Raw genomic sequence first — 12,310 nt, 5'->3', positions numbered from 1 at the left:
ATCCACTCACGGGGAGGCCGCGTCAGCGCGCACGCCGCGCGTCGCTCTCGCGCAGGAAGGCGTCCAGCACCGGGTTGAATTCGTCGGAGATGTTGTGGGGGAAGTGGTGCTCCGAGGCGATGACCCGGTGCTGTCCCCCGCCCAGGGCGGCGGCGGCCTCCGCGGCGGCCTCCAGCGCCGGGCTCCAGCCGCCCGTCACGACCAGCAGGGGAATGCCCTCGCGGCGCACGGTCTCCATCTGACGCCGCAGCACCTCGGACGCGGGGACCTTGAGCTTGAGCAGGGCCTTGCCCACGCGCTCGAGTTCCTCCGGCGAGGCGCCGCTCCCGGACTCGGGGGGCACGCGCATCAGCCGCAAGAAGCGCCGGGCCCGCGTGGTGGCGGAGAACGAGGAGAGCATCGTCCACGCGGCCTGGAGGACGAAGCGCCGCACGCGCGGATCCTTCGGGGCCAGGTTCTGCAGCGCGGGCTCGATGAGCGTCAGCGAGCGCACGGCCTGGGGACGCTTCGCGGCGGCGGCCAGGGCCACGCACCCGCCGAAGGAGTGGCCCACCAGGTGCGCCCCGTCCTCCAGCAGGTCGGCGACCCACGCCCCATCCGCCTCGGCATCATCGGGGCGACCGGGATCCGCGCTCCGCCCGTGGCCGGGACGATCCGGCACCACCAGCCGCCACCCCCGCTCGGCCAGACGCTCCTGGGCGGCGAAGTGGTGGGCCCCGCCCACGGCGCTGCCCTGCATGCTGCCGTGGACCAGGACGACCCGGGGACCGGACGCGCCCCAGCGGGTGATGTGGACCGATGCGTCGCTCACGGTGGACTCCTTCTAGAGGGAAGACGAGGAGAGCCGCCCGCGCCGGTGGAGCAGCGCGAGGAACAGCGGCCCTCCGAGCACGGCCGTCACCACGCCCACGGGCAACTCCTGGCCGAACAGGGGCTGGGCCATGCGCGCGAGCAGATCCGCGAGCAGCAGGAACGCCGCGCCGCCCAGGGCCGACAAGGGCACGAGCAGCCGCTGGTCCGGGCCCAGCGCGAGCCGCAGGACATGCGGGACGATGAGCCCCACGAAGCCGATGAGCCCCGAGAGCACCACGGCGCCCGCCACGCTGGCGCTCGCGGCGAGCAGCAGCCAGCGCCGCGTGCGCGCCACGTCCACGCCGAGCGAGGCCGCGTCCGCGTCCCCCAGGGACAAGAGGTTGAGTCGGCCAGACAGGGCGAGCATCACCCCCACCGCCACCGCCTGGAGCGCGGCGGAGAGCACGAGCGTGCCCGCGCGCTCGTGGCCGAGCGTGCCCGCGAGCCAGAACAGCAACTCGCCCAGGCGGTTGGGGTCCGACAGCGCCTTGAGCAGGGTGATGACCGCGGAGGCGAAGGCATTGAAGACGACGCCGGTGAGCAGCGCGGCGTAGGGCGCGCGGCCCCCCTGCCCCCGGCTCGCGGCGAGCACGAAGAACATGGCCGCCACCGCGCCCGCGAAGGCGAACAGCGCGGGCGCGGACAGGCGTGACAGGCCCCCGCCCAGGCCCCCGCCCAGGCCCCCACCCAGCCCAGAAGTCAGGTCGCCCACGGTGCCCAGCCCCAGGGCCAGCGCCAGCGAGGCCCCCAGCGCCGCGCCGCCGGAGACGCCCAGCACGAAGGGGTCGGCGAGGGGGTTGCGCAGCACGCCCTGGAGCGTGGAGCCCGAGGCGGCGAGCCCCGCGCCCACCAGCGCCGCGAGGCACGCATGGGGCAGGCGCAGGGACCAGAAGATGCGCGCCTCCAGGGAGCCGGGCTCCTCGAGCAGCACGCGGGGGGACACCGCCTGCTCGCCGAGGAAGACGGTCAGCAGGAACACGACGGCGAGTCCCGCGAGGAACACCCCCGAGAGCCCGAGGACCCGGGCGGGCGTGAGCACGTGGGGCGGGGACGTCATGGCGCGCGCGGAGGCGCCGGGTGCAGCAGCGTGAACAGCTCCTCCAGCCCCCGCGCGAGCGAGGGCCCCGGCTGCAACAGGGCCAGCGACGGCACGTCCACCCAGCGGGCCGTGTCGAGCCCGGGCGCCGCCCGCGTCTTGTCCTTGCCCGTGTCCACGTCCGCCGCGTCCACCACCACCTCCGGCCGGGCGCGCACCGCGTGCTCCAGCGAGAGCACGGCATAGGCCGAACCCGCGTCGCCCGCCACATTGAGGGCGCCCGCGTCCTTGAGCAGCTCGTCCGCGAAGGAGCCCGGCCCGGCCACCACCAGCGGCTCGAAGCCGTAGACGAGCAGCACCCGGGGGGAGGGGCGGCCCTTGGCGGCCTGGCGGATGCGGGCGCGGGTGGCCTCGATCCGCTCCACCAGGGCGCGCGCCTCCTTCTTCTTGCCGAGCGCCGCGCCCACCGCCTCGATCGCCGCCTCGGTGTCCGCCACCGAGCGCAGGGGCAGGAGCATCACGGGCGCGCCCAGCTCCGCCAGCGTCTCCACGGGGCGCTGGTTGCCCGGCCCCGGCTGCACCAGCACCAGGTCCGGCTTGAGCCGCAGCACGGCCTCCACGGACGGGTTCACGAAGCCGCCCACCCGGGGCAGCTTCGCCACTTCCTTGGCCTCGTCGAAGCGCGACACGCCCACGAGCGTGCTCCCCGCGCCGAGCGCCAGCACCGTCTCCGTGAGCGAGGGCACGAGCGTCACCACGCGCTTGACGGTGGCGGGCGGCTTGGGGCCCAGCATGCGGATGGCCTCCGCGGGCGGCGACGCGGGGGACTCGGCGGGCGCGGCGGTGGCCAGGCCCAGCGAGAGCAGCAACGAGAGGCGGAGCAGGAGGCGCTTCATGGCGGGGTCTCTCAGGGAAGGGCGACGACGTCGCTGACGAGGGAAGGCCCTTGGGCCCGGGGACAGACGAGGAGCGGAGGCGCGGCGCCGGGGCCCGGCCCCTTGCGCTCCACGAGCGTATCGCCCACCACCTCGATGACGAAGAGCCGGCCCGCGTTGTTGTCGGCCACGTAGGCGCGCGGGCCCACCAGGGCGAAGCGGCCCGCGGACGGCAGCGCGCAGGAGCTGCCCGAGGCGCAGCGCAGCGGCAGCGAGGCCACGACACGCCCGTCCGCCTCGAGCAGCACCAGGCCCGTGCCCCGCACGTCCGTGAGGTTGAAGTCCCGGTCGTACGTCGCCGCGCCTCCGCAGCTCACGAGCAGGCGGCCCTGCACGGGCAGCACCCAGAAGGGGTTGAGGCAGTCGGGGCCCAGCGCGAGCAGGTCCACCGCGCCCGTGGTGGGCTCCACCCGCGCGAGAAAGCCCGGGCCCGCGGGGGCGTAGTCCCGCGCGTCCAGGTTGCCGAGCGCGGCGTACACCCGGCCCCCGAGCGTGGTGACGCCCGCGGGGGCCGGCAGGGGCGAGCGGCCCGGGAAGGGTTGGAGGGCCTCGCCCGTGGGCAGCACGAAGGTGGCGGTGACGGCGGGCGCGGCGGGGTCGGCCAGGGAGACACGCGCCACCCGGCCCCCGGCGGAGGGGTCCGTCTGGAGGTTGCCCAAGAGGGTGACGTAGGCGTCCGGGCCCGCCGCCGTGTCCTCCAAGGTGAAGGCATACGGGTTGGTGTTGGCGCCGAGGTTCACGCTGCCCACGTTGACGAGGGGAATGCCCTGGGGGAAGCGGGGACCCGGTGCCGGGGCGGGCTCGCCGTCGCGCCGGAGCACCTGGAGCGTGTTGCTCGTGGAGTTGAGGACGTAGACGTAGGGCTCGCGCACGCGCACCTGGTTGGGCACGAGCCCCGTGGGCGTGCGCGCGGGCAGCTCGCCATAGTCGGACAGGCGCGCCTGGCGCAGCAGCATGGAGGCGTCCAACACCAAGAGCACGTCCTGCATGGGCGCGAGCGCCTGGGGGCTGGTGCCCACCGCCGCCGAGGGCCCCCGCACGTCCGTGCCCGCCTGGAGCCCCACCACCTGCCCGGTGTTGAAGCACGCGGCCACCACGTCATCCGCGCACACGCCCGCGTGACAGCTCCGCGCGTCCGCGCACACCGTGCCGCACGCGCCACAGTGGAAGGCGTCCGTCTGGAGGTCCACGCACGAGCGCCCGCAGGCCACCGAGGTGTCCAGGGTGCACGCCGCCCGGCACGCCCCGCGCTCGCACACCTCGTCCGCCGCGCAGGCCACGCCCCCCGCGCCCGCGCAGCCGCCACAGTGCGCCGGGTCCGACGCGGTGACGGCGCACACGCCCCCGCAGAGCGCCGCCCCCGCGCGGCACTGGCACGCGCCCTCCACGCAGAGCTCGGCGGCGGCGCAGGCCACGCCACACGCCCCGCACTGGGCCGAGGTGCTGGAGAGGTCCACGCACGCCACGCCGCAGCGGCTCTGGCCCTCGGGGCACAGGGGCTCGGGGTCGGGACAGCCCGCGAGCACCAGGCACAGCAGGGCCACGAGGGCGGGGCTTCGAGACGGCGTCATGGCGGGGCTCCTCCGGGCTCGAACGTGCCCGCCACGGACAGGTACACCGCGCGGCCCGGCAGCGGGTAGCCCACGAAGTCCTCGGCGCGCGCATCCAGCACGTTGCGCACCTCGGCGGACACGGTGAGCTCCGGCCGCGTGCCCCACGTGCTGGACAGGCCCGCGTGCACGAAGGCCCGACCGGCCAGCACCTGGGCCCCATCCCGGGTGAGCGCATGCGCCGACTGCGCCGCCAGCTCCACCCGGCCCGTGAGCCACCGGGGCCCCGCCCCCACCCGCGCGGACACCTTGTGCCCGGGCCGGTAGGGCAGCGCGCGCAGGTAGAAGCGCCCGTCACGCTGCAAGTCCCGGGACACCATCCACGTGTAGGCGAGCGCCCCGGACACGAGCGGATGGGGCCGCCACTCGCCCTCCGCCTCCAGGCCCACCACCCGCGCCCGGGCGACGTTGTAGGGCCGCGCCGCGCCCGGCGGGTAGGCCTCGTAGGAGATGAGGTCCTCGTAGAGGCTCGCGAAGCCCCCCACCGACGCGAGCGACGCGTCCGTGCGGTGCACCAGCGCCGCGTCCGCGTACAGCGCGCGCTCCGGGCGCAGGTTCGCGTTGGGCAGGAGCGTGCCCTGGCGCACGTACAGCTCCAGGAAGGACGGGGCGCGGTGGGCCCGGCCCGCGTTGGCGCGCACCTCGAGCCCCGCCGGCAAGAGGACCGTGGCGCCCAGCTTCGGGGACCACAGGGTGTAGGGCCCCGCGCGCTCCAGGCGCAGCGAGGGCGCGAGCAGCACCCGCTCCCCCCCGAGCCACACCTCGTCCATGGCCATGACACTCGCCCGCGCCCACGTGGGCCGCTCCCCGCCCGCCGCGTTCGTCTCCACCGCGCTCACCGACTCGCCGCCCAGGCCCACGAGCGCGGACACGGTCTGCCACGCGCCCACGCGCGCGCGCCCCTCCACCTCCACCCCGCCGAGCACCTGCACCTGCGCGGGCAAGGCCCCCACGCCCCCGGCGAAGCGCAGCCGGTCCCCGCGCGCGTACGCCCGCGCCTCCAGCCGCGTGCCGCCCGCCCACGCGCCCGCGAGCCGCAGGTTCACCGCGCCCCGTCCCGCGTCCTGCCGTGCGTCCTCGCTCGGGTTCTGCGCCGTGCCCGCCAGGCCCCGCCCGTCCGCGGACAGCTCCCCCAGCACGTCCAGCGTCAGGTGCGCGCCCAGGTCGCGCCGCAGCCGCACGAGCCCCCCCGCCGCCCGGGCATCGTTGTTGACGCGCCGCCGCTCCTCCTGGGGCCCGCCCGGCAGCGTGGGGTTCGGGTTGAAGCGGTAGGGGAAGCGCCCGCTGGACGTGGCCCCGTGCACGAGCACCAGGGCCTCACCGCCGAGCAACGGGCCCGTGGCGGACAGCCACCCCACCGCCGTGTCCCAGCTCCCATAGGACAGCTCGCCCGCGAGCCGCGCGTGGGACCCGGGCCGCCGGGTGACGATGTTGACCACGCCGCCGAGCCCGCCCGAGCCGTAGCGCGCCCCGGCACCGCCGCGCAGCACCTCGAAGCGCTCGGCCAGGGCCACGGGCACCCGCGACACGTCCGCGATGCCCCCCGCGCCATTGAGGGGAATGCCATCCAGCAGCACCAGCGTGGCGTTGGCCGCCGCGCCGCGCACGATCAGGCTCTTGCTCTGGCCGTAGCCGCCCGAGTCCTGCAGCGTGACCCCGGACGCGGTGGACAGGAGCGCCGCCGTGTCGCGGGCCGCGCTGCCTCCAGCCTCCACGGGGATGACGGTGAGGGCGCCCGAGGGATCCCTGCGCGCGGCGGACTCCGGCGCCTCCGGGGCGCTCCGAGCCTCCTGCACCTCCACGGTGGGCACCCGGAAGGGTTCTGACTCCGGCGTCTGGGCGCGCGCGACGGCCGCGGCGAGGGACCACCAGCGCATGCCACCGCCTTCCGCTCTCCCGGTGGGAGAGAAAAGGCCCTCCTTTAAAGGGCTCCGCCCTCGCGCGTCAAGCCGCTCTCCATCAGCGGCAGGCGGGCGGCGCGCGAGTGGCGCGCGAGCCAGTCGAGGATGAACTGGTTGAAGGCGGAGAAGTGCAGGAAGGTCGCCATCACGTCGCCGAAGCGCAGCGACGCGCGATCGAACAGCGGCAGGGGCCGACCCGGGATGAGCAGCGTGCCGTCCTGCCAGGTGCCGTTGTGGCTGCCGGCATCGGACACGTACCAGACGCCCGTCTGCGACTCCTCCCGGAAGGTGGCGTGCACGCGCGACACCGTGGGGTCGTCCACGATGATGTCGCTGTCCGGCGTGCGGCCCAGCGACACCCCCGTGGCGGGCGTCATCAGCTGCGAGCGCTTGCGCACCTCGAGCACCAGCGGCTCGGCCACGGTGGGCCGGTTCAGGGACAGGGCCGTCATCGTGGAGCGGGTGAACAGGGGCCGCACGCCCACCGGCGGCGCCTCCCACACCAGCACCGGCCAGCACACCGCGCGGCGCACCGACTGCGGGTCATCCAGGAACTGGGAGGTCAGGGTGGAGAACTTCAGGTGCACGGGACCGCTCCTGGACAGTGACGTGGGCAACAGACTGTGCACGACCCCTGATCGCGGCTACCCCCCCTGGAGGGTCGATAAGCATCGGAATTTCCTGGGTAATGGCGGTAGGCGGAGACACATCGACGCACCTCGCCATCCATCTGGCGCGTGACACTGCACAGCTACACCCCGTGCGGATCAGCGGCTTGGCTCGCTCCGCGTTTTCTCAAGTCGTGCTAAAACTGGTTTCCACGCCTTCCTGGAAGGCGACCCGTACCCCGTTGTCGTGGAGACACCATGAACCTGTTCTCGAAGAGCCTGCTCGCGGGCGCCGTGGCCCTGGTCCTCGCCCCGCTGTCGGCCCTGGCGCTGCCGGAGTCCTGTGACGTGGTGTGTGACGACGGCACCCCCTGCACCATCCGGTGCGCGGCGGGCAGCCGGGTCGTCACCTGCGGCCAGTACGGCCTGTGCGCGGGCATGGGCTTCACGCACACCGAGGAGGAGACGCTCGCCACGGTGGACCCGCGCGAGGCCACCGGCGAGGCGGAGCCCGTCTGCCGCGAGCCCGCGCGCACCGAGCCCGCTCCTGCCCAGGAGAGCTGAGCGGGGAGAAGGACGAGAGGCATGGAGCGTGATGTGCGAACACGGAAGACCCCTCGCCTCTCCACGGCCTTGCTCACCGGCGTCCTCCTCAGCGCGTGTGCCACCGGCCCCTCGCGCTCCGGGAGGACGCCTCGTCGGGGCTTCCGCCTGGACACGGAGACCGCCGCGCACCTGCGTCATGCCAACGCCCTGGGGACCACGACGTCCCTCTCCAGCGCGAGCGTGAGGGCGACGGCCACGGTGACCCGACTGGCGCCCTTGCTGCTGGTCTTCCTCCGAAGCGATGAGCAAGCCGATGCGTTGCAACAGCGGCTCATCGACTGCGCCCGTCAGGCCGACCAGCGGATCAACGCGGAACACTTCGGAGACCGCGAGCCCACCCGGGAGGAATGCGGCGAGGAGTTGAGCCTCGATGGCTGCGACGAGCCCATCACCCGGGCCATGCACCTGGGCCGACAGAAGCATGCCTTCGCCCTCGCCTGTGCTCGCGAGGTGCTCGAGCGGCTCTGGCCTGCGCCCTTCAGCATCGAACAGCGCTACCGCTACTATCGGAACGCCGCGTTCCTCGAGACCATCAGCCAGGAGCAGGAGCGCCGCCTCATCGAGCAGGGCTGTACGCGCGAATTGTGGCGTACCATCAAGCCCGATGTCGTCCTCCACCCCGACGCCAATCGCCTCAAGGCCGTGCTCATCCTTGACTTCAAGTTTCCGTGTCCTTCCACCAACACCCCGTCCTGGAAGCACTACGGCAAGACGAGTGCCTATGACGGCCTGACCCAGGGTGAGGTCTACCAGGAAGCCCTGGGGGGCGAGGCCCTGCTCCTCTCTCCACGAGGCCTGATCCGGTGAGCACGAGCCTGCCTCCGCTCCGGGTGCGCGCCGACAATGGCCTCCTCGTGGCCCGAGATGGGCTCATCCTCTGCTTCTTCATGCGCCACACCCACGACGAGGTCGCCTCCGCGGTATGGACGACCTTGCGGACATACCGCGCGGCCATCCCTCCGCACACCTTGAGCGCGTACGTCACTCCGGAAGGAGGACTCCTCCCACTCGATGACGAGCGATGGGAGCACACGCGAGAGGAGCTGCTCGCGCGACCTTCCACGTCCTCACTTTCGCTCCAACTGCAGCAGCACTCCACGGAGATGGGCGGGTATCATTTCGAGTATGTCGGCCGGAGACTCGAGGCGCCGCCGTTCAATCGCGACGAGAACGCCACCTGCGCCGTGAGCTTCACCCTGCCCACCGAGTACCTGCGAGAACACGGACCCGCCCGGGTTCGCGACCTCGCCCTCGCGATCGGCCAGGACTTGCCCTTCAGTTTCGGCTACGCCAGCCTGGCACTCGTGACGCCCCACCTGGATTGGTACGCGGCGCGCCGCGCGGTTCGCGAGCTGCGCGACCGCTACCTGGGGCTGGACGTCGCGCACCTCGAGCAGACCAGCCGCGTCCTTGGCACCCGTGCACGCGGCGCCTACTGGCTCACCTTCCTCGGAGAGCGCCTGCTCGACCAACTCGGAGGATGCGCGCACTTGAACCAGCGCCTTGCTCCATCGGGAGTCACGCTCCATGCCCTGGATGACCACCGCGCCTGGCTGTCCCTGGGAGAATGGCCCGAGGCCATTGATACGGCCCGAGGAGAGAGCCCCTCCCCTCGGCTTCTCGCCCTGGCACGAGCGTTGGAGCCCTTCCTCTACGAACAAGAAGTGACGGGCTGGTTCTTTCACGATGACGAGGAAGGGCTGGAAGACATGCGCCGGTGGATCCGGCGTTTCTGTTCACGGACAGGCCGCGAGGCATGAACCGCATCGCCTTCCTCGTGCTCGCGAGCATCGCGGGAGGCCTGTTGGTCTTCCTCGCGTTGATCCTCTTCTGGGGAGGCGTGGCCACGCTGGCCGCGCTCCTGGCGTGGTGGCGCCCCGCCCGCCCTACCTGCCGCCAAGGGGGGTGCCGCGCCAAGGACTACGCCCTGGTGGGCAGCCCGGAGCAAACGCAAGTGGATCGCGAGCGCTGGGATCGCTGGCTCCCGGAGCGCCGGGGACGGCTCGTCCGTTGTCGCTGCGGCGACCATTACCTCCGCGACGCGCGCCACCGGCGCTTCCTGTGGGTGGATGCCCAAGGCACTCCGCATCCCTACCGGTACCACCGGCCCCTTGGCCGCGAGTGGTTGCCGGATCACGACTCGTGAGCCTGTCACTCATCGCTTGGCGAGAATGCGTCCCTCCGCATCCACGGCGTACTCGGCGCCCCCTCCCGAGAGGGTGACCTCGGGCGCGCAGCGAGACAGGTCGGGCGTGAAGCGCACGAAGAAGATGTTGTTGTCGTTCGGCTGCCAGATCGAGACCCGGAAGGACTCGCGAAGGGACAGACACCGCGCGACCCGGTCATCGTCGGTGTGCGCCGAAGTGGAACCTCCAGGCGGCAGGAAATCGTTCAGGGCGGCCTGAAGCGCCACCACGCTCGGCCCCTCGATGTGCGCGCCCAGGTCATAGGACTCCGGGAACCGCACCCGGGCGACGAGCTCCGACGGGGCCCACTCCGCCTTGCGGTACAAACCGTAGCGGAAGAGCGAGCACCCCTGCGAGACGAGTAGGACCATGGCAAGCGCGACCCACCGGCCCATGAGACGCCATCTCCTGCTCAGGTGAAGTACGAGCATTCTTACAGTCCTCGATCGAGGCACAGTCGAACCTACAAATACCCCTCAATCTCAGCCTTTTTCGACAAATCAAGGGAAATCCCAGCCTTCGTATGAATCAGCCCCTTATCCGCCAAAGTCTCAAGCGACAACTCAAACGTAAGCACTCCCTTGCAGTAATGATTCCTCAGAGTATCTACAGACACACTCTTCTTGCCCCAGAAACTCTTGCGAAACAATGTCGCAAGAATTTGTCGGGCACCCACATCCAGATCGATTTTACGTCGAAAACCAACAATCGACGTGTCGAGTGTTTCCAAGATGGTGTCGTACTTTTCTATTCCAAAATAGTGACTATGTGTCTGACGAACGGTCGCCACCTCAGACGACCCAATCAAAACAACCTCAAACCCCGCATCCGCCGGAAAATTCTTCTCATAGCGCACATAAGCATTTACCGCATCAGAAGGACTACGCCCAACAATATCCCAGCTAACGAACGAGCCAGTATTCCAGTCAAAAACAATAACCCAGTTATTCAAGCCACCAGAACTACGCGACTCCTTCTCAGTCAGAGTCTTGATCACCCCCTCATTAACATAGCTATCGAAGACATTTCCAAGCGGAGAACCGCGAATAACAGCTTCACAAGACTCCCTTAGAGAATCGATTTCAATCCGTTGCTCAGTAGACGCCTCTCGCCCCGCTTCCAACTCGTAGAAAGCATCAGAGAGGCATCGAAAATAGCGAAGCACCTGCGGATCGCCTTCCTCCTCTTTTAGATGATACCCGTAAATGACCGACGTACGCTCAATACTCTCCGCCCAGTAGTGTTGCACACGACTTCTAATCTGCAATTCAAGAGCAACGTCCGCCCTACTCAGCACAAGATGCAACGACCGATACCCAGTCTTATCTCTTCCTCTCTCGCGGTAATCGGTCTTTCGCTCGATTTTAAAGTGGCCATTTTTGGCAACCTGCTCTTCAATGTGTCGGAGAACCTTATCGACGTCAGCATTCTTCGGAACAATTATGCGAGCGCCGCCGATGTCCTGCAATTGACTTAGCCGAACGCTCAAACGCTTCAACTTGCGTATTATCTGGGGCTTACGCTTAAGGCGCTGCGCGATATAATAAGGTAAACCAAAACCACCCATCCAACCTTGAAGTTCGAGCGTCGTCTCCGACAAAGGCTGAAGGTGCGCCTTTCGGTAATCATCGAATACTCCCTCAAACTCGACATACTCCTCCGCACTACGATACGTATCCTGCGCAATAGCCTTTCCTACTCGATCTAATTTCGATTTCGACACATGCATCAGTAACCTCACCATGAAAATATCTACGCACTACCGCACGCATAACAACCAAGTAAATAGTGCATCACAAGTACATATTACACGCAAGAGCCAGGGGTAGCCCTCGAAAGACTGAGTTTCGGGAGTAACCCATCCTCTGGGACGCGACCGCTCACCGGTGCGCGAGCCGCTCCTCTTCCCGCCAGCGGCGCAACAGCGTGTAGCCATCCAGCTTGGGATGCTGGTGGTGCAGGCCATGCGTCACGAAGACCGCCGGGAGCGTGAAGCCCGCGCGGGCGAGCCCGCTGGCCAGGGCGAGCAGCACCCGCGGCGGATGATGCGGCAGGAACGCGGCCCACAGCGGCATGGTCGCGTGCAGCGCCAGCATCGTGACCAGGAAGATCCGCCCGGCGGGGAACAGCACGAGGCCCAGGAAGTACACCGCCACCGCGCGCCACTCTCGCCCTTGGAGGTCGCGCTCGTGGGGCGCATGCGCCAGTCCCCAGGCGCGCAGGCCCAGGTAGCACGCGGGGCCGCCCAGGAGCGCCGCCCAGGGCCCCTCGCGCGCCGCCAGGCCTTCCGGGTCATCCACCGCGAACGGCCGCGCGTGATGCACCAGGTGCGCGCGCCGGGCCGCGTGACCGCTCACGCCCATCAGCACCCCGCTCCACGTCAGCACGCGCTCGTTCAGCGCCCGCGGCAGGCCCAGCGCGCCATGGAGCGCGTCGTGGAACAGCGCGAAGATCGCGAAGAAGAGCAGCGCCGCCGCGACAACCTGGAGGACGTTCCGCGGCAGCACCCTCCAGAGGATCAGGGGGAGCAGGACATCCATCAGGTGGCGGGTGAGCGGTCTCATGCCGTCTGTCCA

General features: G+C 70.2%; 13 protein-coding genes. 4 read left to right on the top strand and 9 right to left on the bottom strand.

The genetic code is table 11. The annotated features are described in order from the left end of the window. Positions 1 to 22 precede the first annotated feature (22 nt). From I3V78_RS07390 to I3V78_RS39850, 6 genes are read right to left on the bottom strand one after another with little or no spacing between them, the layout of a single operon-like run. The gene (locus I3V78_RS07390; protein ID WP_204485605.1) at positions 23 to 811 is read right to left on the bottom strand and encodes an alpha/beta fold hydrolase; all 789 of its coding nucleotides are present in this window, start codon (positions 809 to 811) and stop codon (positions 23 to 25) included. A 12-nt stretch (positions 812 to 823) separates the two neighbouring features. Then, positions 824 to 1,909 (bottom strand): FecCD family ABC transporter permease, encoded by a 1,086-nt coding sequence (locus tag I3V78_RS07385; RefSeq protein WP_204485604.1) that lies wholly within the window; start codon positions 1,907 to 1,909, stop codon positions 824 to 826. Beyond that, positions 1,906 to 2,784: an ABC transporter substrate-binding protein gene (locus tag I3V78_RS07380; RefSeq protein WP_204485603.1), complete on the bottom strand. Its 879-nt coding sequence runs from the start codon at positions 2,782 to 2,784 to the stop codon at positions 1,906 to 1,908. Before I3V78_RS07380 ends, I3V78_RS07385 begins: the two co-directional genes overlap by 4 nt. A gap of 11 nt (positions 2,785 to 2,795) precedes the next feature. Further along, positions 2,796 to 4,394 carry an MXAN_6577-like cysteine-rich protein gene (locus I3V78_RS07375; RefSeq protein ID WP_204485602.1) on the bottom strand — a complete coding sequence of 533 codons (1,599 nt, stop codon included), beginning with the start codon at positions 4,392 to 4,394 and terminating at the stop codon, positions 2,796 to 2,798. Beyond that, positions 4,391 to 6,310: a TonB-dependent receptor plug domain-containing protein gene (locus tag I3V78_RS07370; RefSeq protein WP_204485601.1), complete on the bottom strand. Its 1,920-nt coding sequence runs from the start codon at positions 6,308 to 6,310 to the stop codon at positions 4,391 to 4,393. Before I3V78_RS07370 ends, I3V78_RS07375 begins: the two co-directional genes overlap by 4 nt. 44 nt (positions 6,311 to 6,354) lie before the next feature. Then, complete coding sequence (locus I3V78_RS39850) at positions 6,355 to 6,921, bottom strand: FHA domain-containing protein (RefSeq protein WP_338023488.1); 567 nt, start codon at positions 6,919 to 6,921, stop codon at positions 6,355 to 6,357. A 279-nt stretch (positions 6,922 to 7,200) separates the two neighbouring features. Here I3V78_RS39850 and I3V78_RS07360 point away from each other — a divergent pair, with 279 nt between their 5' ends. From I3V78_RS07360 to I3V78_RS07345, 4 genes are read left to right on the top strand one after another with little or no spacing between them, the layout of a single operon-like run. Then, positions 7,201 to 7,506 carry a hypothetical protein gene (locus I3V78_RS07360; RefSeq protein WP_204485600.1) on the top strand — a complete coding sequence of 102 codons (306 nt, stop codon included), beginning with the start codon at positions 7,201 to 7,203 and terminating at the stop codon, positions 7,504 to 7,506. Positions 7,507 to 7,539: 33 nt separating this feature from the next. Next, entirely contained in the window at positions 7,540 to 8,355 is an 816-nt protein-coding gene (locus I3V78_RS07355; protein ID WP_338023487.1) for a hypothetical protein, read from the top strand. Next, complete coding sequence (locus I3V78_RS07350; RefSeq protein WP_338023486.1) at positions 8,352 to 9,308, top strand: type VI immunity family protein; 957 nt, start codon at positions 8,352 to 8,354, stop codon at positions 9,306 to 9,308. The genes I3V78_RS07355 and I3V78_RS07350 overlap by 4 nt, the downstream gene beginning before the upstream one ends. Further along, complete coding sequence (locus I3V78_RS07345) at positions 9,305 to 9,694, top strand: hypothetical protein (RefSeq protein ID WP_204485598.1); 390 nt, start codon at positions 9,305 to 9,307, stop codon at positions 9,692 to 9,694. Before I3V78_RS07350 ends, I3V78_RS07345 begins: the two co-directional genes overlap by 4 nt. Before the next feature lie 9 nt (positions 9,695 to 9,703). Here I3V78_RS07345 and I3V78_RS07340 read toward each other — a convergent pair whose 3' ends face one another. From I3V78_RS07340 to I3V78_RS07330, 3 genes are all read right to left on the bottom strand, one after another. After that, complete coding sequence (locus I3V78_RS07340) at positions 9,704 to 10,129, bottom strand: hypothetical protein (protein WP_204485597.1); 426 nt, start codon at positions 10,127 to 10,129, stop codon at positions 9,704 to 9,706. Between the two features lie 68 nt (positions 10,130 to 10,197). Continuing rightward, positions 10,198 to 11,478: a RelA/SpoT domain-containing protein gene (locus I3V78_RS07335; RefSeq protein WP_204485596.1), complete on the bottom strand. Its 1,281-nt coding sequence runs from the start codon at positions 11,476 to 11,478 to the stop codon at positions 10,198 to 10,200. Positions 11,479 to 11,614: 136 nt separating this feature from the next. Beyond that, positions 11,615 to 12,298, bottom strand: a complete 684-nt coding sequence (locus I3V78_RS07330) for a fatty acid desaturase (protein WP_204485595.1) — start codon at positions 12,296 to 12,298, stop codon at positions 11,615 to 11,617. Positions 12,299 to 12,310: the final 12 nt, after the last annotated feature.

This window comes from Archangium primigenium, assembly GCF_016904885.1.
In the GTDB taxonomy this organism is placed as follows: domain Bacteria; phylum Myxococcota; class Myxococcia; order Myxococcales; family Myxococcaceae; genus Cystobacter; species Cystobacter primigenius.
The sequence above is the reverse complement of the archived record's forward strand: the minus strand, read 5'-3'. Positions and strand labels throughout refer to the sequence as shown.

Excerpts from the sequence above, each read along its gene's own strand:
- I3V78_RS07360 (WP_204485600.1), top strand. The coding sequence starts at position 7,201 with ATGAACCTGTTCTCGAAGAGCCTGCTCGCGGGCGCCGTGGCCCTGGTC.
- I3V78_RS07345 (WP_204485598.1), top strand. The coding sequence starts at position 9,305 with ATGAACCGCATCGCCTTCCTCGTGCTCGCGAGCATCGCGGGAGGCCTG.
- I3V78_RS07375 (WP_204485602.1), bottom strand. The coding sequence starts at position 4,394 with ATGACGCCGTCTCGAAGCCCCGCCCTCGTGGCCCTGCTGTGCCTGGTG.
- I3V78_RS07370 (WP_204485601.1), bottom strand. The coding sequence starts at position 6,310 with ATGCGCTGGTGGTCCCTCGCCGCGGCCGTCGCGCGCGCCCAGACGCCG.
- I3V78_RS07340 (WP_204485597.1), bottom strand. The coding sequence starts at position 10,129 with ATGGGCCGGTGGGTCGCGCTTGCCATGGTCCTACTCGTCTCGCAGGGG.
- I3V78_RS07385 (WP_204485604.1), bottom strand. The coding sequence starts at position 1,909 with ATGACGTCCCCGCCCCACGTGCTCACGCCCGCCCGGGTCCTCGGGCTC.
- I3V78_RS07380 (WP_204485603.1), bottom strand. The coding sequence starts at position 2,784 with ATGAAGCGCCTCCTGCTCCGCCTCTCGTTGCTGCTCTCGCTGGGCCTG.
- I3V78_RS07330 (WP_204485595.1), bottom strand. The coding sequence starts at position 12,298 with ATGAGACCGCTCACCCGCCACCTGATGGATGTCCTGCTCCCCCTGATC.
- I3V78_RS07335 (WP_204485596.1), bottom strand. The coding sequence starts at position 11,478 with ATGGTGAGGTTACTGATGCATGTGTCGAAATCGAAATTAGATCGAGTA.